The 23274-nt window shown below is 69.4% G+C and carries 19 protein-coding genes; 13 read left to right on the forward strand and 6 right to left on the reverse strand.

What is annotated here, in order from left to right:
- The first annotated feature begins 65 nt into the window (after nucleotides 1–65).
- On the forward strand, nucleotides 66–5228 hold the full coding sequence (locus C4T78_RS31315; RefSeq protein WP_143185771.1) for an RHS repeat-associated core domain-containing protein: 5163 nt from the start codon (nucleotides 66–68) through the stop codon (nucleotides 5226–5228).
- A 29-nt stretch (nucleotides 5229–5257) separates the two neighbouring features.
- The gene (locus tag C4T78_RS31330; RefSeq protein ID WP_093350482.1) at nucleotides 5258–5611 is read left to right on the forward strand and encodes a toxin-antitoxin system YwqK family antitoxin; all 354 of its coding nucleotides are present in this window, start codon (nucleotides 5258–5260) and stop codon (nucleotides 5609–5611) included.
- Here the strand turns inward: C4T78_RS31330 and C4T78_RS31335 are convergent.
- Nucleotides 5608–6849 (reverse strand): ROK family transcriptional regulator, encoded by a 1242-nt coding sequence (locus C4T78_RS31335; RefSeq protein WP_093350480.1) that lies wholly within the window; start codon nucleotides 6847–6849, stop codon nucleotides 5608–5610. The two genes, C4T78_RS31330 and C4T78_RS31335, sit on opposite strands and share 4 nt — an antisense overlap.
- Before the next feature lie 219 nt (nucleotides 6850–7068).
- Here C4T78_RS31335 and C4T78_RS31340 point away from each other — a divergent pair, with 219 nt between their 5' ends.
- Genes C4T78_RS31340 through C4T78_RS31350 form a run of 3 tightly spaced genes read left to right on the forward strand, consistent with a single transcriptional unit; the run spans nucleotide 7069 to nucleotide 10126 of the window.
- Nucleotides 7069–8403: an extracellular solute-binding protein gene (locus C4T78_RS31340; RefSeq protein ID WP_235863424.1), complete on the forward strand. Its 1335-nt coding sequence runs from the start codon at nucleotides 7069–7071 to the stop codon at nucleotides 8401–8403.
- A complete protein-coding gene (locus C4T78_RS31345; protein ID WP_093350477.1) occupies nucleotides 8403–9287 on the forward strand; it encodes a carbohydrate ABC transporter permease in 885 nt (294 codons plus the stop codon). Before C4T78_RS31340 ends, C4T78_RS31345 begins: the two co-directional genes overlap by 1 nt.
- On the forward strand, nucleotides 9287–10126 hold the full coding sequence (locus tag C4T78_RS31350; protein ID WP_093350474.1) for a carbohydrate ABC transporter permease: 840 nt from the start codon (nucleotides 9287–9289) through the stop codon (nucleotides 10124–10126). Before C4T78_RS31345 ends, C4T78_RS31350 begins: the two co-directional genes overlap by 1 nt.
- A gap of 301 nt (nucleotides 10127–10427) precedes the next feature.
- Here C4T78_RS31350 and C4T78_RS31355 read toward each other — a convergent pair whose 3' ends face one another.
- Complete coding sequence (locus tag C4T78_RS31355) at nucleotides 10428–11108, reverse strand: TetR/AcrR family transcriptional regulator (protein ID WP_093350471.1); 681 nt, start codon at nucleotides 11106–11108, stop codon at nucleotides 10428–10430.
- Between the two features lie 82 nt (nucleotides 11109–11190).
- On the opposite strand from C4T78_RS31355, the gene C4T78_RS31360 reads away from it, so the two are divergent.
- Together C4T78_RS31360 and C4T78_RS31365 are read left to right on the forward strand one after the other, a co-directional pair.
- The gene (locus C4T78_RS31360) at nucleotides 11191–12384 is read left to right on the forward strand and encodes an FAD-dependent monooxygenase (protein ID WP_093350468.1); all 1194 of its coding nucleotides are present in this window, start codon (nucleotides 11191–11193) and stop codon (nucleotides 12382–12384) included.
- A 76-nt stretch (nucleotides 12385–12460) separates the two neighbouring features.
- Nucleotides 12461–14089 carry an alpha/beta hydrolase gene (locus C4T78_RS31365; protein WP_093350465.1) on the forward strand — a complete coding sequence of 543 codons (1629 nt, stop codon included), beginning with the start codon at nucleotides 12461–12463 and terminating at the stop codon, nucleotides 14087–14089.
- 114 nt (nucleotides 14090–14203) lie between these two features.
- On the opposite strand, the gene C4T78_RS36655 is transcribed toward C4T78_RS31365, so the two are convergent.
- The 3 genes from C4T78_RS36655 to C4T78_RS31375 all read right to left on the reverse strand — a co-directional run bounded on the left by C4T78_RS36655 (nucleotide 14204) and on the right by C4T78_RS31375 (nucleotide 17624).
- Complete coding sequence (locus tag C4T78_RS36655; protein ID WP_170210236.1) at nucleotides 14204–14368, reverse strand: hypothetical protein; 165 nt, start codon at nucleotides 14366–14368, stop codon at nucleotides 14204–14206.
- 283 nt (nucleotides 14369–14651) lie between these two features.
- Nucleotides 14652–16466 carry a phosphoenolpyruvate carboxykinase (GTP) gene (locus C4T78_RS31370; protein ID WP_093350463.1) on the reverse strand — a complete coding sequence of 605 codons (1815 nt, stop codon included), beginning with the start codon at nucleotides 16464–16466 and terminating at the stop codon, nucleotides 14652–14654.
- 399 nt (nucleotides 16467–16865) lie between these two features.
- Nucleotides 16866–17624 carry a DUF6802 family protein gene (locus C4T78_RS31375; RefSeq protein WP_258958386.1) on the reverse strand — a complete coding sequence of 253 codons (759 nt, stop codon included), beginning with the start codon at nucleotides 17622–17624 and terminating at the stop codon, nucleotides 16866–16868.
- Nucleotides 17625–17759: 135 nt separating this feature from the next.
- Between C4T78_RS31375 and C4T78_RS31380 the strand changes: the two genes are divergently transcribed.
- Genes C4T78_RS31380 through C4T78_RS31390 form a run of 3 tightly spaced genes read left to right on the forward strand, consistent with a single transcriptional unit; the run spans nucleotide 17760 to nucleotide 21002 of the window.
- Nucleotides 17760–18338 (forward strand): TetR/AcrR family transcriptional regulator, encoded by a 579-nt coding sequence (locus C4T78_RS31380; RefSeq protein WP_093350460.1) that lies wholly within the window; start codon nucleotides 17760–17762, stop codon nucleotides 18336–18338.
- Nucleotides 18319–19728: a nitrilase-related carbon-nitrogen hydrolase gene (locus C4T78_RS31385; RefSeq protein WP_093350457.1), complete on the forward strand. Its 1410-nt coding sequence runs from the start codon at nucleotides 18319–18321 to the stop codon at nucleotides 19726–19728. Before C4T78_RS31380 ends, C4T78_RS31385 begins: the two co-directional genes overlap by 20 nt.
- A 41-nt stretch (nucleotides 19729–19769) precedes the next feature.
- Entirely contained in the window at nucleotides 19770–21002 is a 1233-nt protein-coding gene (locus tag C4T78_RS31390; protein ID WP_235863421.1) for an MFS transporter, read from the forward strand.
- Between the two features lie 93 nt (nucleotides 21003–21095).
- Here C4T78_RS31390 and C4T78_RS31395 read toward each other — a convergent pair whose 3' ends face one another.
- Nucleotides 21096–21314: a hypothetical protein gene (locus C4T78_RS31395; protein WP_093350454.1), complete on the reverse strand. Its 219-nt coding sequence runs from the start codon at nucleotides 21312–21314 to the stop codon at nucleotides 21096–21098.
- Nucleotides 21315–21591: 277 nt separating this feature from the next.
- On the opposite strand from C4T78_RS31395, the gene C4T78_RS31400 reads away from it, so the two are divergent.
- From C4T78_RS31400 to C4T78_RS31410, 3 genes are read left to right on the forward strand one after another with little or no spacing between them, the layout of a single operon-like run.
- On the forward strand, nucleotides 21592–22425 hold the full coding sequence (locus C4T78_RS31400) for a helix-turn-helix domain-containing protein (RefSeq protein WP_093350451.1): 834 nt from the start codon (nucleotides 21592–21594) through the stop codon (nucleotides 22423–22425).
- Between the two features lie 11 nt (nucleotides 22426–22436).
- On the forward strand, nucleotides 22437–22628 hold the full coding sequence (locus C4T78_RS31405) for a DUF397 domain-containing protein (RefSeq protein ID WP_093350447.1): 192 nt from the start codon (nucleotides 22437–22439) through the stop codon (nucleotides 22626–22628).
- A gap of 19 nt (nucleotides 22629–22647) precedes the next feature.
- Complete coding sequence (locus tag C4T78_RS31410) at nucleotides 22648–23253, forward strand: hypothetical protein (protein WP_093350444.1); 606 nt, start codon at nucleotides 22648–22650, stop codon at nucleotides 23251–23253.
- The last annotated feature ends 21 nt before the right edge of the window (nucleotides 23254–23274 follow it).

The following is a 23274-nucleotide window of genomic DNA, read 5'->3' on the forward strand; positions in this document are numbered from 1 at the left end:
TGGGACCTCGCTGATCCCGGCCCGTTGCCGACCGGCCTGCTCGTACTGACCTGTGGGGAGTTGTCGTGAGTAATCCGCTGGTGGCGGAGCGCGAGGATTCGACGAAGTCGTTCAGCGGCGTGCCGATCCTGGAATCGATCGACGAGACGAAGAAGGCGATCGAGTCCGGCGACTGGGCCTCCGGCGTGATGGGTGCGGTCGGCACCGGTCTGGACGCGCTCGGGATGGCGCTGGATCCCTTCGGTGCGATTCTCGCCGCCGGTGTCGGCTGGCTCATGGAGCACGTCGGGCCGTTGTCGGACGCGCTGGACGCGCTGACCGGTGATGCGGATCAGATCAAGGCGCACTCGGAGACGTGGAAGAACGTCGCCACCGAGCTCGGTGAGATCAACACCGAGATGGCCAACATGGTCAACAGCGACGTCGCGGACTGGGCCGGTGACGCGGCCGATTCCTACCGCAAGCGCAGCGAGGACACCGGCAAGCTCATCGAGGCGGCGCAGAAGGCCGCCGAGGGCGCTTCGGAGGGCGTGGGCACCGCGGGCGAGGTCGTGGCGGCGGTGCGCACGCTGGTGCGCGACATCATCGCCGAGCTGGTCGGTCACCTGGTGTCGTGGGCACTGCAGGTGCTGGCCACGCTGGGCATCGCGATGGCCTGGGTGGTGCCGCAGGTCGTGGCGGCGGTGGCCAAGACGGTGGCCAGGATCGCCGACATCACCACCAAGCTGGTGAAGGCGATGAAGTCGCTGGGCAAGCTGTTCAAGAAGCTCAAGGACGGCTTCGGCGACGCCAAGAAGGCCCTCGACAAGATCAAGAAGGACGACAAGGGCCCGAACGGCAAGCCCGACAGCCCCGCCCCGACCCGTTCGGCGGGCAACGACGGCCCCGGTTCGAAGGGCGGTTCCGGCGACTACCCAGCGCCGAAGCGGGACACCGGCAACGACGGTCCGGCGCAGACCTCCTCGAGCTCCCACAACGGGGATTCCTCCAGATCGCCCGGCGGTGGCGACAATTCCAGGTCGCTCGACGGCGGCCCGAACTCCAAGTCGCCCGACAGCGGCCCGACGCCGAGCACCAACGGCCCCGCGTCGACGAACCCGGCGGGCAACAAGCCAGGCAGCTCCAACAAGCCGGCGAACTCCCGGGAACACGCGGTGGAGGGCGACAAGAAGCTCACGAAGGACACCGACCCGGTCGACCTGGCCAACGGTTCCGTGGTGATGGGCGAGGTGGACCTGGAGATCCTCGGCCCGCTGAACATCGTCCTGGAGCGGATGCACGTCTCCTCGTACCGGGCCGGCCGGTGGTTCGGCCCGACCTGGTCCTCGACGCTGGACCAGCGGCTGGAGGTCGACGACGAGCACGTCTGCTACTTCTCGCAGGACGGCATGATCCTGGTCTACCCACTGCCCAGCGGCGATTCCCCGGTGCTGCCCCTCGACGGCCCGCGGTGGCCGCTGGTCCTGGGTGAGGACGGTTACGCCATCACCGAGCAGGGCCGGTACCTGCACTTCGGCAAGTCGTCCAAGCAGCACGGCGTTCTGCCGCTGCGGCGGATCTCGGACGACGACGGCCGGACCATCGACATCGAGCACACCCCGTACGGTCCGCCGAAGGAGCTGCGCCACTCCGACGGCTACCACGTGGTGATCGACAGCGAGCACGGCAAGCCCACCGCGGTCCGGGTGCTGGACGAGGAGCGCGGGCTGGACGTGGTGGCCGTGCGGTACGGCTACGACGCGCGCGGCCGGCTGAACGAGGTCATCAACTCATCCGGTGTCCCGCTGCGGTTCGACTACGACGACGAGGACCGGCTGACCGGCTGGCAGGACCGCCTCGGAACCTGGCTCCGCTACGTCTACGACGAGCGCGGCCGCTGCGTGCGGACCGTCGGTGACAAGGGGTTCTACGACGCGACGTTCTCCTACCGGGAACGCGTCACCACCCACACCAACTCGCTGGGCGGAGTCGCCGAGTACCACTTCAACGAAGCCGGGCAGGTGGTCCGGGAGATCGACCGCCTGGGCGGTGTCACGGTGTCGGAGTGGGACCGCTACGACCGCCTGCTGTCCCGCACCGACCCGCTCGGCCGGACCACCAGCTACGAGTACGACGGGACTGGGCGCCCCAGCGAGATCACCCGGCCGGACGGCAGCGTCGTGGAGCTGTTCTGGGACGGGGACTCGATCGGTTCGATCGCGGTGCACGACGGCGAGCAGACCTGGACCCGCACCTACGCGCCGGGAGAGCGGCCGGACCCGTTCAGCGGGAAGGTCGGTGCGGCACCGGAGTTCAGCCTCGACCTGCTGTCGTCCGGGGGCATCGGCGCCGACAGCGGCTCCGAACCGGATTCCGCGCCGGAACCGCCTCGCGACCTGTTCGGGCGAGTGACGGTGCGGACCACTGCGAGCGGTGCGCGGATCCAGCACGGCTGGACCATCGAGGGGCTGCCGTCCTGGCAGCTGGACGCGCGGGGCGGCAGGCAGCAGTGGCGCTACGACCCCGAGGGCCACGAGATCTCCCGCACCGACGAGCTGGGCGGCGTCTCGATCAGCGAGTACGGGCCCTTCGAGGTGATCACCGCCGAGGTCGACGCGGTCGGAGCGCGCACGGTGCGCGACTTCGACACCGAGCGGAACCTGCTGTCGGTCACCAACCCGCAGGGCCAGACCTGGCGCTACACCTACGACCTCGTGGGCCGGGTGGTCGAGGAGTGCGACTTCGACGGTCGCGTGCTGCAGTACGCCTACGACGCAGCGGGACAGCTGGTGCGCTCGGTCAACGGCGCGGGCGAGGTGACCGAGTACGTCTACGACGCGCTTGGGAACATGGTCGAGTGGCGCGCACCGTCGGGTGTCACCAGCTACGCGTATTCGCCGGTCGGCAACCTGATCCGCGCCGCGACGGCGGACGCGGTGCTGACTCGTGAGTGGGACGACGCGGGCCGGATCACCGCTGAGACCACCAACGGCCGCACGGTCACCTTCACCTACGACGACGAGAACGGCGCGGTCGCGCGCACCACACCGTCCGGTGTGGACAGCCGATGGGCGTTCGACGAGACCGGCGCCGCGCGCGAGCTTTCCATCGCCGCGCACGCGATGAGCTTCGAGTACGACGAAGCGGGCAGGGAAGTCCGGCGGTCGGTGGACGGCTCGGTGTCGCTGGCGCAGTCCTACGAGGGCGAACTGCTCGTTTCGCAGGCGGTCACCGCAGGTGCGGGGCAGGAGGTGGTGCAGCGCCGGTTCGACCACCGGGCCGACGGCCACCTGGTCGGTGCGGTGGACAGCGTCTTCGGGCAGGCGCGGTTCCAGCTCGACCCGGCAGGGCGTGTCGTCGAGGTGATCGCGCCGGACCGGCGCGAGCGCTACCAGTACGACGGGATGGGCAACGTCGTCGCGTCCGAAGGGCTTCCGCACGCCGAATCCGGGCCGCGCCGGTACCGCGGCAACACGCTGGTCGCCGCCGGGTCGGTCGGCTACGAGCACGACCCGCAGGGCCGGCAGGTGTCCCGGACCGCCCAGCAGGGCCGGAACTGGCGCTACGAGTGGGATTCCTACGACCGGCTGATCGGGGTCACGACTCCGGACGGCGCGCTCTGGCGCTACCGGTACGACCCCCTCGGCCGCCGGATCGCCAAGCAGCGGCTGACCCCGGGGCCCGGCGCTCCCGCCGTGGTGGAGCAGGTCGACTTCGTCTGGGACGGCGGCAGGCTGATCGAGCAGATCCACACCGACGCCCAGGGCCACCGGTCGGTGACCACGTGGGAACACCACCCCGACGCCGACGCCGCGGTGGCGCAGCTCGAACGCAGCGGTGCGGCGGAGCGCTTCCACTCGGTCGTCACCGACGCCATCGGCAAGCCGACGGACCTGGTGGCCGCTGACGGAACTCTCGCCTGGCGCGACCGCACCAGCCTGTGGGGCGGCTCGCTGCCCGGCCCGACGCCGACGGCCACGATCCCGCTGCGCTTCCCGGGCCAGTACGCGGATGCGGAAACCGGCCTGAACTACAACGTCTACCGGTACTACGACCCGGCAACCGGCCGCTACCTCAGCCAGGACCCGCTCGGCCTCGCCCCGGCACCCAACCCGATGGCCTACGTCGGAAACCCGCACTGGGAGACCGACCCGCTCGGCCTCCACCGCGGTGGACGTGGTGGCGGTGGAGGCGGCCGCGGCGGACGTGGCGGCGGGAACGGCGGTGGTCGCGGCGGCGGAAACGGTGGTGGTCGCGGCGGCGGACGTGGCGGTGGTAACGGCGGCGGACGCGGCTCCGGACGCGGGCACGGCCCCCGCGGTGGGAACGCGACCCAGCCGACCGGTGCGACCGGCAATCAGGCCGGGAACGTCAAGGACGGGCAGTCCGGGCGCCCCCAGGGCCCGCCCAAGCCCCCGCCGGGAGCCAATCACCCGGCTGCCTGGAGGCCGAACAACCGGCTGAAGGACTACGGCAAGCAGCCGGTGAACAACCCCGGGGCACCGCCGAAGGCGTCGAAGGACGGGAGCCTGAACGATGTCACCCGCAAGCGCGGCGCGGAACTGAAGCAACTGGACGAGAAGGACGTCGTGCGCGGCGAGGACGGCCTCATCACGCACGTCAAGGACTCGAAGGGGAACCCGGTCCCGGTCAAGGACTACGTCCAGAACCTCTCGCGCGAGCGAGCGGAGTTGATCTCTCAGCACCAGCGGCCCGGTGTCGACGGGCCGTGCTCGGCGGTCGCCATCGACAAGCGCACCGGGAACATCACCGAAGGCGTGAACGGGGCCAAGAACGACACCATCGACATGGACAACGTCCACCCGGCCTTGCGCAAGAACTTGGACGAGCTGGACAAGTGGCGGTACCCGGTGCGGGACGACGCGAACAATCCGAACAACATCGCCAAATACCCCGATGGTGCGCTCCAGATCAACAACGGCAAGGTCCACCAGGACGATCCGCTGCGCCATGCCGAGGTCAAGGCGACCAACGAGCTCCTCTGGCAACGTGACGAATGGGCGAAGGCGAACAACAAGCCGGAGATGATGGCGAACCAGAACACCCTCAAGGAGATGAACTTCGATCCGCGTTGGACCGCCAACCAGGGCAAGCACGTCCACGTCGGTGGATCGGCGGCCGCGTGCGGGAACTGCAACTCCGTGCTCGACGGTGCGGGCAGCTACTCGGGTCGCTATACCTTCCACTCGAAGGACTACCGCGCCAACATTGAATCGTTCGCAGAGTAGCGCCTGCGGGATCGAAGACGAGGACACCGGTGAACGAGACACGCGTCGACAGCGCAGACACTTCCCTGGACGAATCGATGGTCACCTGGTACCAGGGGGCCCCCTTCACGGGCGAGGCCGTCGCTCACGCGGCCAACGGGAACATGATCTCGCTGGTCACCTACAAGCACGGGATCGAGCACGGCCCGCAGGCCGCGTGGTACCCCGACGGGACCAAGCAGCTGGAGGGGCAGTGCGATCGGGGCGAGCCCGTCGGTGAGTGGCGCAATTGGCACCCGTCCGGGCAGCTCTCGCGGTACACCCTGTTCAGCGGAACCGGCGACAAGCTGAAGGTTCAGAGCTGGGACGAGTCGGGTGAGCTGATCGAGGACAAGACGTTCTAGCGGCGTTGACCGGAGCGCTCCGGCCCTGCTCCCAGGAGCGTCGCGAGCCGGGGCGAGTAGGCGCGGTCGAGCACCAGCGATGCCGCGCCGACCGCGCCCGCGTCTTCGCCGATCAGGGCCGGGGTGACCTGGACCGGGCGGACTTCGGGCGCCCAGACCTGCTTCGACAGCACCTTCGACACCTGGGTGCGCACCAGCTCGGAGACGTGGCGCAGCGCCGGACCGCCCAGCACGACGCGGTCCACGTCGAGCACGCTGACCACCGACGCCAGCGCCTGGCCGAGCTTGGTCGCCGCCGCGCGCAGCACCTTTCCCGCCACCGCATCGCCGTCGGCTGCCCGGCGGGTGAGCTGCTCGTAGGACTGCGCGATCGACGCCTCGTCGGTTTCGCCGCCTGCTGATCGCCAGTCCGCGACGATCGCTCGCATCGAGCAGTGCGTCTCCAGGCATCCCCTTCTACCGCAATGGCATCCGCGGCCGCCGCCGCTGTTGAGGTGGCCGATCTCGCCCGCGTTGTTGCTCACGCCGCGGTGCACCTGGTCGTCGAGCACCACGCCGATGCCCACCCCGGTTCCCCAGTAGACGTAGACGAACGAGCCCGTGCGGTGCTCGCCACCGGCCCAGCGCTCGCCGATCGCCGCCGCCGTCGCGTCGTTGTCCATCACCACCGGCAGCCCGGCGCGCTCCGCGACGATGTCGGCCAGCGGCACCGCTCCCCAACCGGCCAGGTTCGGCGGCGAGAGCACCTGCCGGTGGGCCGAGTCCAGCGGGCCCGGCACCGCGAGCCCGACGCCGAGCACCCGGCTCTCGTCGATGCCGGAACGGCGCACGAGCTGCTGCAACGTCCGGGCCAGGGCCGAGGCGGCGGCCTGCGGCGTCGCGCCGTCGGGCAGCCGTCGGGTGCTGCGCATCCGCACGCCGCCGGCCATGTCCAGCAGGACTCCGGTGATCCGCTCCGGGTCGAGGTGCAGGCCCACCGACGAGTAGGCGTCCGCGGCGACCTTCAGCAGCACCCGGCGCTTGCCGCCGGTGGAGGGCGCGTGGCCGTTCTCGGTGACCAGCCCGTCCTCGATCAGCGCTCGGACGATGTTGGACATCGTCTGCGCGGTCAGGCCGGTGCGCTGGGCGAGCTCGACCCGGCTGATCTCGCCTCGGCGGCGGATCGTGTCGAGCACGACGGCCCTGTTGAAGCCACCCACGCGGGGAAGGTTGGTGCCCTGCCAGGACGCTTCGGCCATGCACGCTCCTCAAAGCCTGTTGGTGGTCGTCTTGCTGAGGTGCCCCAAGCGGCTGGCGCCGCTTACCCGAGCGCGGACGGCATCCGCCGACAGCTCCTCGGTGGCGCACCCCTTCGGGGCGGCGAGATCGTTGACTTGTTCCATCGAATGGAATTAACTACCCCAGAGTGTGATCCGGATCTCAAGCCGCGCGCAACCACTGCTGGCAGGAGGCTCGCGATGCAGCGCCGCACTGCGATGTCCGTGCTCATCACCGCCACGTTGGGGTTCACCCTGGCCGCTTGCGGCGGAGGCGCCGCCGACGACCCGAACACGATCAGCGTCGCCTACCACCGCTACGGCAACACGCAGCAGGTCGATCAGTGGATGCAGCGGGTCAAGCAGCAGTACGAGCAGGCCAACCCGGGCAAGACCGTGAAGCTGGACCCGGTGGTCGCCCCGGAGGCCGAGTACCTGTCCAAGCTCCAGCTGCGGATGCGCTCGACCTCCACCGCGCCCGACGTGCTCTACGAGGACAGCTTCAACGTCAACTCCGACGTCGCGGCCGGCTACCTGGAGCCGCTGGACGACCGGCTGGCCCAGTGGCCCGACTGGCAGCACTACATCGACACCACCAAGCAGGCGGGCAAGGCCGCCGACGGCAAGACCTACGGCGTTCCGCTGGACACCGACACCCGCGGCCTCTGGTACAACCGCGAGCTGTTCGCCCAGGTCGGCCTGCCCACCGACTGGCAGCCGCGCACCTGGGACGACGTGCTCGCCGCCGCCCGGCAGGTCAAGCAGCGCCGCCCGGACGCGATCGCGATGGACCTCGCGCTGGGCAAGGCCGAGGGTGAGTCGGTGAGCATGCAGACGGTGGAGATGCTGCTCTACGGCACCGAGACCGGCACCCTGCACGACGGTCAGAAGTGGATCGCGCCGAGCAAGGGCTTCGCCGACGCGATGGGCTTCCTGTCCACCGCGCTGGCGGAGGGCCTCACGCAGAGCAAGGCGCAGATCGCCGACGCGCAGTACGACAAGGTGCAGCGCGACGAGCTGGCCAGGGACGGCAAGGTCGCGATCCGGCTGGACGGCAGCTTCGCCTCCGGCAACTGGCAGGACTCCGGCTGGCAGGACTGGGCCCGGACCATGGCGGCCGCGCCGATGCCCACCCAGCACGGCCAGGCACCGGGCACCGTGACGCTCTCCGGCGGCTGGACGCTGGCGATCAGCTCCGCCAGCGAGAAGAAGGACGCCGCGTTCGAGTTCATCAAGCAGGCGATGTCCAAGGACAACGTCGTCGAGTACACCACGGCCAGCGGGAACCTCCCGGCCCGCGAGGACGCCGCGGCCGATCCTCGGGTGCTCGGGGCGAACCCGCTGAACGAGTTCTGGATCGGCCTGCTGGACAACACGCACTACCGTCCCGCGCTGCCGGAGTACCCCAAGGTGTCCCAGCAGATCCAGCAGGCGGTGCTCGACGTGGTGGCGGGCAGGCCGCCGGACGAGGTCGCCGACCAGTGGGCGCAGGAGGTCTCGCGGATCGTGCAGCCGGCCAACACCAGGGCGGGCTGATGGCGGTGCGGGCGCGGCAGTGGCTGGTGCCGATGGCGCCCGCGCTGCTGCTGCTCGGCCTGTTCGTGGCCGGGCCGATCCTGTGGAGCGGCTACGTCTCGTTCACCAACGCCGCGCTGACCGGTGCCGCGGCCACCGAGCCGGAGTTCGTGGGGCTGGAGAACTTCCGGCGGCTGTTCAGCGATCCGGCGCTGTGGCACTCGGCCTGGCTGACCGTGGTCTTCACCGTCGGTTCGGCGGTGATCGGGCAGAACTGCCTGGGCATGCTGATCGCGGTGCTCACCCAGCACCGCAACCGCTGGCTGCGCACCACCGTCGGCACCGTGGTGGTCTCGGCGTGGGTGCTGCCGGAGCTGGTGGCGGCGTTCGCGGTCTACGCGTTCCTGAACTCCGAAGGCACTTTGAACAACGTGCTGGCCGGGATGGGCCTGGAACCCCGCGACTGGCTCTACAGCGTGCCGATGCTCGCGGTGATCCTCGGCAACGTCTGGCGCGGCACGGCGTTCTCGATGCTGGTGTACCAGGCGTCGCTGTCGGAGGTGCCGAGCGAACTGGTGGAGGCCGCGGAGGTGGACGGCGCCGGGCCGTTCCGCCGGTTCTGGCACGTCACGCTGCCGATCATCCGCCGCACGGTGCTGACCAACCTGATGCTGATCACGCTGCAGACGATCGGGCTGTTCACGCTGATCTACGTGCTGACCGCGGGCGGCCCGAACGCGGCGACGCAGACGTTGCCGCTGCTGATGTACGACTCGGCGTTCGAGTTCCACGAGATCGGCTACGGCGCGACGATCTCGCTGGTGCTGCTGCTGATCGGCGGGCTGTTCGCCTTGGTGTACGCCAAGAGCATCGGAGATCCGGATTCCCGGGGGGACGGAGTCTGATGGTCGCGGTGACTTCTGCTCGGCGGCGTTCGGTGTCGGTCGTGGTGCACCTGGTGCTGGCGGTCGTCGCGCTGGCGTTCCTCGCGCCACTGCTGTGGTTGCTCACGGCGGCTTTCGACGCCGACGCCGCGTTGTCGGCCAAGGTGCCCGAGACGTTCACGCTGGACAACTTCGCGCAGGTGCTCAGCTGGGAGCAGAGTGGGCGTCCACTGTGGAACGGGTTGCTGATGTGCGCCGGTGCGGCGCTGATCTCGGTGGTGTCGGCGGTGCTGTGCGCGTATCCGCTGTCGCGCTACCAGCTGCGGTTCCGGCGGCCGTTCCTCTACGTCGTGCTGTTCGCCTCCGGGCTGCCGATCACCGCGGTGATGGTGCCGGTGTACAGCATGTTCGTGCAGCTGGAGCTGATCGACTCGATGTTGGGCACCACGCTGTTCCTGGCCGCCACCTCGCTGCCGATCGCGATCTGGATGGCGAAGAACTTCATGGACGGCGTGCCGATCAGCCTGGAGGAGGCGGCGTGGGTGGACGGCGCCTCGGCGATGCAGGCGCTGCGCACGATCGTCCTGCCGCTGATCGTCCCGGGCATGGGCGTGGTCGCGATCTTCACCTTCATCACGGCGTGGGGGAACTTCTTCGTGCCGTTCATCCTGCTGCTCGACCCGGCGAAGCAACCGGCCTCGGTGGGGATCTTCACCTTCTTCGGCCAGGGCGGCCTGATCGCCTACGGCCAGCTGGCGGCCTACTCGATCCTCTACACGACCCCGGTGGTGGCCCTCTACCTGATCGTCTCCCGCTCCCTCGGCGGAGCCTTCAACCTCGCCGGAGCGATCAAGAACTGAACCACCACCCCTCCAACCCGGTCCCCCCCACCCCGACGAAGACCGACGCAATTTCAATGGAAATCACCCACGCAATTTCAATGGAAGTTGCGCCCGTCGGCGCGTCGGGCCCGCGCGTCGGGCCCCAACACGCCGACGGCGCGTCGCGTTGTCCGCAATTTCAATGGAAATCACACGTCCAATTTCCATTGAAATTGCGCGGATCCCAACGCGCCGTCGGTGTGTCGGGTGCCCGACGCACCGGCGGGACGTTCAACTTCCATTGAAATTGCGTTGGTCCGGACGGAGCGGGGGTGCCGGGTCAGGTCGAGCGGGTCGCGATGAGGGTGGCGAGGCCGTCGAGGATTCGGGCGAGGCCGAAGTCGAGGGCCTGGTCCTGGCCTCCGGTGTCGGTCAGTGCGTTGGTGAGCGCTGGGAAGCGGTCGCCGTGTTCGCGCAGCAGTTCGGCCAGCTTCGAGCCGAGCTGCTGTTCGGGGTTGCCGTCCGGTGTCGCTGCGGCCTGCTGGGCGATGCCCCGGACGTGCCCGACCAGCACGACCACGGCGTCCAGCCGCTCGCTGCCGCGGAGGCCCGTTCCGGCGAGCGCGGCGACGGCGGCTTCGGTCCACGCGAGTTCGTTGGGGCCCGGCAGCCGCGGGCCGGTCGTCGCTTCGAGCACCCAGGGGTGCTGCGTGAAGCGCGGCAGCAGCGCGCGGGCCCACGCGTCCAGCCGCTCGCGCCAGCCGCCGTGGAGCTCGGGCGGCGCCCCCATCGCCAGGTCCGCCATCAGCGCGACCAGCTCCGCCTTGCCCGGCACGTAGCGGTAGAGGGACATCTTCGTGAAGCCGAGCTCGGCGGCGACGCGCTGCATCGAGACCGCGGCCAGCCCTTCGGCGTCGGCCAGCTCGATGCCGGTGCGAGCGATGCCTTCGAGGCTGAGCGCGGGCTTCGGACCGCGCCGCGTCGCCGGCCGGGCGCCCCACAGGACCTCGTAGCCGTCCACCGACCCTCCCTTGTGCTCGCCGAATAACTGTGTCTATCGTACACAGAAATAACTGTTTCCACCGGACACAGAAGGTGTGCACATGCGAGGAAGTGTTCTGATCTCGGGCGCGAGCGTCGCCGGGCCCGCGCTGGCCTGCTGGCTCGGTCGCTGCGGCTTCGAGGTGACGGTCGTGGAGATCGCCCCGGCGCTGCGCAGCGGTGGAGCTGCGGTGGACTTCCGCGGCGACCTGCACCTGGCGGTGCTGGAGCGGATGGGAGTCCTCGCGGACCTGCAGGAGGTCCGGACGGGTGGCAGCCCGATGACCTTCGTCGACGAGCGCGAGCGCCCGCTGCTCGAACTGCCCGCGGAATTCGCCGGCGGCGCGCTCGAGGTGCTCCGAGGCGACCTCGCGCGAGTGCTGCACGCGCACAGCGCGGACGTCGCCGAGTACGTCTTCGGCGACCACGTCGTGGACCTCCGCGACACGCCGGACGGCGTCGAGGTCACCTTCGCTTCGGGCGCGAACCGCTTGTTCGACCTCGTGATCGGCGCGGACGGCGTGCACTCCGGCGTCCGGCGGCTCGCCTTCGGCCCGGAGGAGCTGTTCATCAGCCACCTCGGCTACTACGTCGCGACCTGGGACCTGCCCCGCTACCGGGAGCTGCCGCCGGGGTCGGTGGGCCACAACCAGCCGGGCCGGTTCATCTCCGTCGGTGCCGACCGCCGCGATCCCGGGCGGGCGGGTGCGTTCGCGATCTTCAAGTCGCCGCGGCTCGACTACGACCGCCACGACGTCGTCCGGCAGCGCGCGCTGATCGCGCAGGCCTTCGCCGGTGTGGGCTGGGAGGCGCCGCGCCTGCTGGCGGGACTGGAATCCGCGGACGACCTCTTCTTCGACTCGATCAACCGGGTGGACGTCGAGTCCTGGTCGCGCGGCCGGATCGCGCTGCTCGGCGATGCGGCCTGCGGCGCGACGCTCGGCGGCATGGGCACCGGGGCCGCCGTCATCGCCGCCTACGTGCTCGCCGGCGAGCTGGTCGCCGCGAACGGGGATCACCGAGCTGCTTTCGCGCGCTACGAGGCGAAGGTCCGCCCTTACGCGCAGGCGTGCCAGGGCGGTGGTGGGCGGACCGGGAAGTTCCTGGCACCGGGCCGTTTCGGCGCCCGGGCGCGGAACGCGATGCTGGGCAACGGCTTCCTGCTGAGGCAGATGCTCAAGATGGGCGAGGACCTCAGCACCGGCATCGACCTGCCGGACTACGACCTGACATTTGTCACGGGAAGTGGTGCTTAACGGTAGTACCCGCCAAATGTGGTCACCTGATTGAGTGATCTTCGAATCACCGAAGGTCACTGCAGAAGGGGACTGCATGCGAAGCGCGACACGTGCGTTGGGCGTCACCGCGGTGCTGGGGGCGTTGCTCGCGACCGGTCAGCCGGCGATGGCGAAGCCGGGCGCGCCGACGTTCGACGTTCCGGCGAAGTTCGCCGAGCAGGACATCCAGTGGGCGCCCTGCTTCGAGGGCGAGCTGCCGCCGGAACTCCCGCCGGGCTCCGAGCGGCTCCAGTGCGGCACGCTCACCACGCCGATGAACTGGCACGACCCGGACAACGGCAAGGAGATCAGCATCGCGGTCAGCAGGCTGTCGCCCGAGGGCGGCCCGGCCGGTCGCGCGCTGTTCACCAACCCCGGCGGGCCGGGCGGCGCGGGCCTGTCCATGCCGCTGGCGATGCTGAACTACGGAAGCGACGCGCTGCCGAACAACTTCGACGTCTACGGCATCGACGTGCGCGGTACCGGCGCCAGCAGCACCGTCTCATGTGGACCTGCGGAGGACGCCTGGCAAGGGCTGGACTCCCGCGACCGCGACCCGGCGAGCATCCGGGCGATCATGGACGTGACCCGCGAATTCGCCGCGGCCTGCCAGCAGCGCAGCGGTGAGCTCGGTCGCTACGTCACCACCGAGCAGACCGTCGCCGACCTCGACCTGCTTCGCCTGGTCGAAGGCCACGACAAGATCAACTGGTACGGCGTCTCCGGCGGCACCTGGCTCGGCGCGTACCTGGCCACCTACTTCCCGGACTCGGTGGACAAGGTGGTGCTGGACTCCAACACCGAGTTCACCGGCAGCTGGCAGCAGGTGTTCTCCTGGCAGCCGATGGCCTTCGAGCGCCGCTGGCGCGAAGACCTCCGGCCGTGGCTGGCGGCGCACGACGAGACCTACCGCCTCGGCACCACGCCGGAGCAGGTACAGGCCACTGTGGACGGTCTCCGCGCGGAGCTGAAGGCGAACCCGCTGCCGGTTCCGGACGGCCTGCCGATCGACCACAACGTGCTGGACTCCCTGCTGCTGCAGAGCATGTACTCGAAGTACGCCTTCCCGGCCGTCGGCCAGACCCTGGCGGACCTGCGCGCCGGAACGGGCTCGGAGCAGGCCGTCGCCGCGCTGGCCGCGGTCCGCGACCGGAACATGCCGATGCTGGCCGACCCGCAGGACAGCATGGTCGCCACGCTGTACTCGATCCGCTGCAACGACACCGCGTTCCGCGGCAGCCCGGGCTCGGTGGTGGCGCGCTCCGGCGTCGAGGGCAAGCGGTACCCCTTCTACGGCTACTACACGATCTCCCAGCCGTGCGTGTTCTGGGACCGCCCGGAGGTCGACCTGCAGAAGCCGACCGGCAAGGGCCTGCCGCCGGTGCTGATGCTGCAGTCCGAGAACGACCCGGCCACGGCGCTGGAAGGTGCCGAGATCGCGCACCGGAAGTTCCAGGGCTCGCGGATGATCACCGTTCGCGACGAGGGCGACCACGGCGTCTACGGCGCGGGCAACGCGTGCGTGGACAACGCGGTGGACGCCTACCTGATCGACGGGACGGTTCCGGCGGACATGACCTGCGACGGGATGCCGCTGCCGGATCCGGCGGTGAGCACCTTCGCGACGACGAACAACAGCACCCTGCTGGACCGGCTGGACGCGATCGACCGCGCGCTGGGCTGATCCGGGAAAGACCGCGGGCGGTGCCGGGAAATTCCCCGCACCGCCCGCGGTTTTGTGCTCGTGAAGCGGCTCATCGCCGCTGCCTGCGCGATGTTCCAGCGCAGACCGTGCAGGTCACGGCGTACTCGCTCGTTCCGCCATCGCGACCTGGTCCCGGCGAATTCGGTCGATCTCGCCGGCTTCGGACTTCTCGCCGGACTCGTCGTCCTCGGTGCGCAGCGCGAGGAACACCGCAGCGACCGCGATCAGGGACAACGCCAGCATGGCCAGGTGGACCATGACACACCCCCTCGGTTCGGCGCCCTTTTTCTCGGCGGATATCACTGGGACGCTTCCAGTGTCCGTCGGGTTGCTGATCGTTTGCGATTCCCGGATCTACTCCACCGGGCTGGGTAGATCCACCTGGCCGGAAAGCAGAAGCGGCGTTTCCCCGAAAGAACTTCGCGTTCTTTGGGGAAACGCCGCACGTTCGCGCACGTTTCAGCGGGCTTCCGCGCCGGACGGGTGGCCGCGGGGCTTCCCACGTTGCCCCGACAAGACCACCCGTCCGGGGGTCGCTCGGTCAGTTACCGAGACGCTGTTTGAGCGCTTCCAGCTCGTCGCGCATCGAGCTCGGCAGCGCGTCACCGATGGTGTCGAACCACTCCTCGATGAGCGGCAGCTCCGCCTTCCACTCCTCCACGTCGACCTTCAGCGCCTCGTCGACATCGGAGGCCGGGGTGTCCAGCCCGCTCAGCTCCAGCTCGGCGGCGTTGGGCACCCGGCCGATCGCGGTGTCGGCGGCGGCGGCCTTGCCCTCCAGCCGGTCGATGATCCACTTCAGCACGCGGGAGTTCTCCCCGAAGCCCGGCCACAGGAAGCGGCCGTCGTCGCCCCGGCGGAACCAGTTCACGTAGAAGATCTTCGGCAGCTTGCTGGCGTCGGCCTCCTTGCCGACGTTCACCCAGTGCTGGAAGTAGTCGCCGACGTTGTAGCCGATGAACGGCAGCATGGCCATCGGGTCGCGGCGCACCTCGCCGACCTTGCCCGCGGCCGCGGCGGTCTTCTCCGAGGACAGCGTGGCACCCATGAACACGCCGTGCTGCCAGTCGAAGGCCTCGTTGACCAGCGGGACGGTCGTCTTGCGGCGGCCGCCGAACAGGATCGCCGAGATCGGCACGCCCTTCGGGTCGTCCCACTCCGGCGCCAGGATCGGGCACTGCGACATCGGCGTGCAGTAGCGGGAGTTCGGGTGCGCCGCCTTGACGTCGCTCTCCGGCGTCCAGTCGTTGCCCTTCCAGTCCGTGAGGTGCTGGGGCTCGCCCTCCATGTCCTCCCACCACACGTCGCCGTCGTCGGTGAGCGCGACGTTGGTGAACAGCGAGTTGCCCTGCTCGATGGCGGTCATCGCGTGCGGGTTGGTCTTGCGGTTGGTGCCCGGCGCGACGCCGAAGAAGCCGGCCTCCGGGTTCACCGCGTACAGGCGGCCGTCCTCGCCGAAGCGCATCCAGGCGATGTCGTCGCCGAGCGTCTCGACCTTCCAGCCCGGGATGGTCGGGCGCAGCATCGCCAGGTTGGTCTTGCCGCAGGCCGATGGGAACGCGGCCGCGACGTAGTAGACCTTGTCCTCGGGCGAGATCAGCTTGAGGATCAGCATGTGCTCGGCCAGCCAGCCCTCGTCGCGGGCCATCGCCGAGGCGATCCGCAGCGAGTAGCACTTCTTGCCCAGCAGCGCGTTGCCGCCGTAACCGGAGCCGTAGCTCCAGATCATCCGCTCCTCGGGGAAGTGGGTGATGTACTTGATGTCGTTGCACGGCCACGGCACGTCCTGCTGGCCGGGCTCCAGCGGCGCGCCCACCGAGTGCAGCGCGGGTACGAAGTCGGCGTCCTCACCGAGGCGCTCCAGCACCTTGGCGCCCATCCGGGTCATGATGTGCATCGACACCACGACGTACTCGGAGTCGGTGATCTCCACGCCCAGCCGCGGCGGGTCGGCGTCCAGCGGGCCCATGCAGAACGGGATGACGTACATGGTGCGACCACGCATGGAGCCCCGGTAGAGCTCGGTCATGGTGGCCTTCATCTGGTTGGGGTCCATCCAGTTGTTGGTGACCCCGGCGTCCTTCTCCTCGACCGAGCAGATGTAGGTCCGCTCCTCGACGCGCGCCACGTCCGACGGGTCCGACGCCGCGTAGAAGGAGTTCGGCTTCTTCTCCAGGCGGGTGAAGGTGCCGGCCTCGACCAGCTGGTCGGTCAGCCGCTGCCACTCCTCCGGCGAGCCGTCGCACCACACCACGCGGTCGGGCGTGGTCAGCTCGGCGACCTCGCGCACCCACGACAGCAGACGCTCGTGTTTGGTCGGTGCCTGATCGAGACCGGGGATGGTCAGTGCGGTCATCGCGTCGTGTCTCCTGACTGGGCGCCACAGCCCGGACTGGTCGCCGACGGGGTCCGTCGACGTTTGTGGGAATGCTTCGCCCGTCCCGAAGGCCGGGCGATTTGAAAAGGGATGCACCGAGGCTAGCCGGGACAGCGGCGCGCGATGGAGATCAGTCCTGTTCGTTCTCTCACAAGAACGATAAGGGAATCGATTCAGTTGCGATCTTTCGGGTGGCGCGGCCGGAGATTCCGTTGTCGGAGGCGCGCTGGAAACGATGTTTTCCGGCGAAACGGACGCACGTGCGAACGGCCGGTGAACCAGGGGCGTCGCCCGGATGGCGGGTGGCGGGGCGCGGCGGAAACGAAAAGAGCCCGCCCGGGCGGTTCCCGGGCGGGCTCTTCGGAAGCGTTCGAGTGGTCAGCCCCAGACGTCGTCGGAGTCGGGGCCGGCGCCCTTGGCGCCGGAGGGCGCGGAGGCCTGCGCGCCGTTCGCGGCGTGCTCCGGGCCGCCTGCGCCGCCCGCGCTCGGCTGGTCGAGGTTCCAGGTCGCGTCGTCGGTGGCGCCGGTCGCCGGGCTCGGCGCGTACTGGCCGTCGCCGGTCACCTGGCCCTGCTCGACCACGGTCCACTGCCCGTCGCCGGTGTGGTGCGAGATGGTCACTTCGCCGGTCTGGCTGATCTCCACCACCTGATCGGCGGAGCCGTCACCGTCCACGTCGGTGACCAGCATGGTTCCGCCCGACTCGGTCTCCACCACGGCGGTGTCGGCGATGCCGTCGGAGTTGGTGTCCTCGGTGGCCGGGCCGACCTGCATGTCGCCCTGCGGGGTGTCGATGACCATGGCGCGGCCCTGGTCCTGCTGCGGGTCCACGCCGCCGGGGTGCTGCTGCGGCACCTCGCCGGCCCACTTGCCGGTCCCGGCGTCGTAGCGCGCCTGCTCGACGACGACTCCGTCGGCGTTGATGGTCTGCATGATGTCGGCCTGGCCGTCGCCGGTCTCGTCGACGTAGGCGACGTAGCCGTCCTCGGTCATGATCGCGACGGTGTCGTCCACCCCGTCGCCGTTGAGGTCGTAGTTGGCCTCGGCGGTGTACTCCTCGCCCTCGATGGTGACCTTGATGTCACCGTCGCCCGCCCCCTGCTCCTCGATGTACACGTCGCCACACCCCTCAGCCACGGATCACTGCAAACCTACGACGCAGGGTAGAGGTCCGGGGTTCCGGAGGAGAAGCACCTGGCCTTTTCCGGTTGCCGGGGCTTTTGGCCCGAATACACGTGTACGCCGTAGACCTGCGCTGTGTACGGTGTAGACATGGCTGGGACCGCGGAGCGCATCGCCGCTGCGGCGCTGGAGATCCTGCTCGCCGAGGGCGTCGAGGCGGTGACCATGCGGCGGGTGGCCGCGGCGGTGGGGGTCACGCCGATGGCCACCTACCGGCACTACCCGAACCGGGAGGCGCTGCTGCGCTCGGTGGTCGACCGGGCCTTCGCGGAGCTGGGCGAGCACTACGGCAAGCGGTCCGAGGGGCTGGACTTCCACGCCCGGCTGGACGGCCTGACCGACGACTTCCTGGACTTCGCGCTGGGCAAACCGAACTTGTACCGGTACCTGATCACCGAGCAGCGTGCGGGATCGCTGCGGTTCCCCGACGACTTCCGGGAGGGCGGTTCGGCGGCCTTCGCGCCGGTGCACCGGGCGGTCGAGCAGGGCATGCGGGACGGCGTGCTCCGGCCCGACGACGTCCTGGAGACCGCGCTCGCGCTGACCATGCCGGTCGTGGGCCTGGTGCAGCAGTACCTCGGCGGCCGCTACGAACTGCCCGAACCCGAGTTCCGCGCGCTGTGCAAGCGAACGATGCGGAGGGTTCTGCATGGGCTCGAGGAGAAGTGAGGCGCTGGCAGCGCTGATCGGCTCGGCAGCGCTGTTCTACTTCGGCACCGGGCTCGCCCCGCTCCCCGCGCTGACCTGGCTCGCCCCGCTGCCGGTGCTGCTGGTGGCGCCGCGGGTGTCCGGCGGCGTCGCGGCGGCGATCGCGTTCGCCGCGCTCCTGATCGGGATGACGAACCTGTGGGGCTGGTCGGCGCGCTCGCACGACCTCCCGCTGTGGCCGTGGGGACTCGTGGCGAGCATCGGCTTCGCGCTGACGTTCCTGCTGGTCGTGGTGGTGTTCCGAGCGCTGCTCCGACGCGGTCGGCCGCTGCTCGCGGTGCTCGCCGGCCCGGCGGTCTGGGTGGCGCTGCTGCACCTGATCTCGTTGGCCAGCCCGGCGGGGATCGTCGGCACGCTGGCGACGGCGCAGGCTGACGTGCCGGTGGTCCTGCAGATCGCCGCGGTGACCGGATCGCTCGGCGTCGACTACCTGGTTCTCCTGGTGCCGTCGGCGATCGCGGCGGCGCTGACCTCGGCGGCGACCGGGCGCATCCGCGTGCTGGTGACCGCCGGCGTCGTGCTGGTGCTGGCGCTGGGCGGAGGAGCGCTGCGGCTGACCGGCGAACCAGGCCCGGCTCAGCCCGTCGCGCTGATCGCGCACAACCAGAGCGGCTGGGCGCCTGATCTCGCCACCCGGGAAGGGCATGATCTGGTGACCGCTTACGCCGCCGAGATCGCCGCGCTGCCGCCGGGAGTCCGCACCGTCGTGCTGCCGGAAGCCGCGTTCGGATCGACCGAAGCCCGCCCGGCGGTGCTGGTGGAGCCGATGAGCCGCCTCGCCGAGGAACGAGGCCTGGACGTCGTAACGGGTTTCGCCCACCGGGACGGCGGTGCGAAGTACAACTACGCGCTGACCTTCCCAGCGCTCGGCGGCGACCCGGTCCCGTACCTGAAGCAGCACGACACGGTGAGCCCGCCCGGGAACGCCGAGGTCTTCCCGCCGACGACCGGCGCACGCCTCGGCCTGGAGGTCTGCGCGGACGTCAACTTCCGCGACCCGACCAGCGCCTATGCGACTGCGGGCGCGGAGCTGCTGGCGATCCCGGCCTCCGACGAGCGCGACAACGGATGGCAGCACAGCCGAACGGCGCTACTGCGCGCGGTGGAGAGCGGAGTCCCGATCGCCTGGAGCGGCCGGGAAACGACGCAGCTGCTCACCGACGGCTGGGGCCGCGTGATCGCGGACGCACCCACCGGAGGCCCGACCCGCTTCACCACCCTGGTCGCCGAAGTACCGACCGGACCAGGCCCCACCCCTTACGCCCACCTCGGCGACTGGTTCCCGTGGCTCTGCCTGGCCTTCGCGGTGATCGCCGCAGTCGCCGCGCGGGGCGAACGGGCCGGCAGCTGACTCGGGGACGCCTCGTCGGTCCGGTGCGGAATAGTCGCGGTGTGCGGCGATCACTGGGGCGAGAATTCGGATGGCTGTGGGCTGCCTACGCGGCCAGCACGATCGGCACCCGGCTCGCGTTCGACGCCTTCACGCTGATCGCGGTGCTCGTGCTGCACAGCAGCACCGCGCAGGTCTCGGCGCTGGCCGCCGCGGGACTGGCGGTGGGCGCGCTGATCGCGGTGCCGCTGGGGCCGTGGGTGGAGTTCCGGCGCAAGCGGCCGGTGATGATCGGGATGGACCTCGTCCGGTTCGTCGCACTGCTGTCGGTGCCCGCCGCGCACCTGCTCGGGGTGTTGACGTTCGCGCAGCTGGTCGTGGTGTCGGTGCTCGCCGCCTCGGCCAACATCGTGTTCAGCTCCGCCGGCGGCGCCTACCTGAAGACGCTGGTCAAACCGGAAGACCTGGTGGTGGCCACCGGCCGCTTCGAAGCCACCCAGTGGACCGCGACCGCGCTCGGCCCGCCGCTCGGCGGTGCTGCCATCGGGATGTTCGGGCCGCTGACGACGGTGCTGCTCGACGCGGCGAGCTACCTCTTGTCCGCGCTGGGCGTCCGGGCGATCGGCGGCCGCGAGCCCGCACCGCGGGCCCGGCGTGCGGAGCGGATCGGCGCCGGCGAGGTGCTCGAAGGCTGGCGGCACATCCTGCGGCACCCGCAGCTGCGGCTGCTGTTCTTCAACACCACGCTGGTGAACGGCCTGATCATGGCGACATCACCGCTGGTGGCGGTGCTGCTGCTCCGCGATCTGGGCTTCGAACCGTGGCAGTACGGCCTGGCGTTCGGCGTGCCGTGCATCGGCGGCCTGATCGGCTCGCGCCTCGCGCAGCCGCTGCAGGCGAGGTTCGGCCAGCACCGGGTGCTGCTGATCAGCGGCGCGCTCCGCGCGTGCTGGTCGATCGGGCTGGCGTTCGTCCCGCCGGGGCCGTGGGGCCTGGTGTTCGTGATCCTCATCGAGTTCGGCCTGATCACGAGTTCGGGAGTGTTCACCCCGGTGTACGCGGCCTACCGCCTGGAGCACACGGCACCGGACCGGATCGCCCGGACGCTGTCGGCCTGGTCCATCACGAGCAACGCGAGCATCGCGGCCCTGACGGCGTGCGGTGGTCTCCTCGCCGCGATCACCGGCCCCCGGATCGCGGTGGGCGTCGCCGGAGTCCTCATCCTCTGCACGCCCTTCCTCCTGCCGCGCAGCGAGGTGAAGCCGTCGAGCGACGTCGTTGCTTCGGGGAGTTAGCAGTGGCCGGGCGCCGGGTCGGGGGCGCGGAGCGCCCGGCCACCATGCGGCCCGGCGCGGGGAGGGATGCGGCCGGACCAGGTCTTCGGCGGATCAGATCCGGAGACGAGCGAGCGTCTCGGGCGAGATGTGGTGACGCCCGGTCGAGGCGGCCTGCCGTTGTCGCTCGGCCTCGACCTGCTCGATCAACTGCCAAACGCTCAGCGCCCCATCACCGGCACTGTCATGCGCCGCCCGCGGCGGCCGGACGAACAACATGCTCGCGATCAGCACGTTGACCAGCACGAGCGTCGAAACCTGAAGCCAGAACATCTCATCACCAATCCGTTGAAGGTCGTGTTCGCGCAGGTCAACTGCCGTGAGTGTTTTGGGGTGCCATAACGCCCCAAAACGCTCACGGGGCTCAACCCCACCGGGCGCTGATCCGAGCCCAGCAATCCATGCAGGTCTCCAGAACCAATCCACCCCAGCCCCTCCGCACATCCCGTCCTCCTCGCTGGCCTGATCGCTTGGTTTTGACGATATTTCTTATCGATCAGAATTTGTATCGCTCAGCTGAGTGATCATCTGACGTGACTACGCTTCGGCTATGGCTAGTCCGACCATGCGCCGCAAGACCTTGGGAGCTGAGCTCCGCAAACTGCGCAACGCGCAGGACCTCCCGGCTGAGGAGATCGCCAGCCTGCTGGGCTGTTCGGTAGCCAAGGTCAGGCACATGGAGAACGGCAGAACCTCCCCGTCGAAGGCCGAGCTCAAGGTCCTGATGGATCACTACGGGTTGTCGCAGGAGCGACGTGAGCTTCTGGAGGAGACACGCGAAGGTGCTCGCAAGCGTGGCTGGTGGTCGACGTATCGCCTGCCGTCGTGGTTCCAGGACTACGTCGGTTTGGAGACCGACGCCGTGCGAGTGCGCACGTTCGAGCTGGAGATGGTTCCCGGCTTGCTGCAAACGGAGGCCTACGCCCGATCGATCAACGTCGTGGGCAGTCACATGACCCAGCCCGAGGACGTCGAGCGGCAGGTGAATGCGCGGATACGACGTCAGGAACGTCTTGGTGACGACTCGATGGAACTCCATGCAGTGCTGTCGGAGTCGGCGTTGCATCGGTGCGCTGCTGACTCGACTCTTGCGTCTGGCCAGCTGAAACGACTTCTTGAACTTGGTGAGCGACCGAACATCACGATCCAGGTTTTGCCGTTCAGCGTTGGACTCCACGCCTCGGTGTCCGGCAGCTTTACGCTGCTCGACTTCCCGCTGGAGACCTGGCCGTCTATGGCTTACCAGGAGTACGCGGTGGGAGGACACCTCGTCGATGACAAAGAAGCGGTGGCAGCACTCGGCACCGTCTTCCAACGGCTTGGTGACCTTGCGTTGAATGAGAAGGACAGCGCAGCAGCGATCGAATCGCATCTTGGCAACTGAGAGGCACGATTATGGAAATCTGGCGGAAGTCCAGCTACAGCGGTCCGAGCAACAACTGCGTCGAGGTCGGGTTGGGTGCCGATGAGGTCGGGGTTCGGGACACCAAGGATCGTGATGGTGGGCTGTTAGCCCTGGATCAGCGGCAGTGGCGGTCGTTCCTCGCCGCCGTACGGGCCGACCGGTTCGGTGCGGCGAAGTTCTGAGGCAGAGAGGCACGCGGTCGTGAGCCGGTACGTCCTGGAACGGGTGCAGCTGTCCGCGCAGAACCATCCCAAGCGCCACGCGGCGGTGAGCTGCGCGATCGGCGGGTTGCTGGTCGCCGCCACTTCGGCTCTGTCGGTGATTCAGCGCTCCGAGACGGTGTCCTGGCCTGCCGTCATCGCTGTCGCCGTCATCGGCGGAGGTGCGTGGGCCGCTGCCATGGCGGTGTTCGTGGTGCGGCTCCAGCGGCGGATGAAGCCGTTACCGCCGGAGACCGATCCGGCACGGGTGCGCGCTGCGCGGCGACTGATGCGCAACGGCGAGCTGGGACCCGACCCGGAGACGAACGCTCTCGCGGTCCGAATGGCCGAGCAGCTGCAGTCCATTCCCCGCTGGAAGAAGTTCACGACCACCGCATTCCTCTGCACCACCATCCTGGGCGTTCTAGTCACGGCGCCGGCGATCAGCGACGGCGAAGTGGGGAAGTCCGTCTTCTACGGCGCCTGCACCCTCTTTCCCCTGCTGATGCTGACCGTCGGCCGGGCCCGGCTGGATCGCCACCACCGCAACGCGGCCGAAATCCGCCGAGCCGCCGAACACCGCACCAACACCGAAGCGGAACGCTGAACACCGCTCCCCGAACCCGCT

This window comes from Saccharopolyspora kobensis (genome assembly GCF_900108315.1).
Classification (GTDB): domain Bacteria; phylum Actinomycetota; class Actinomycetes; order Mycobacteriales; family Pseudonocardiaceae; genus Saccharopolyspora; species Saccharopolyspora kobensis.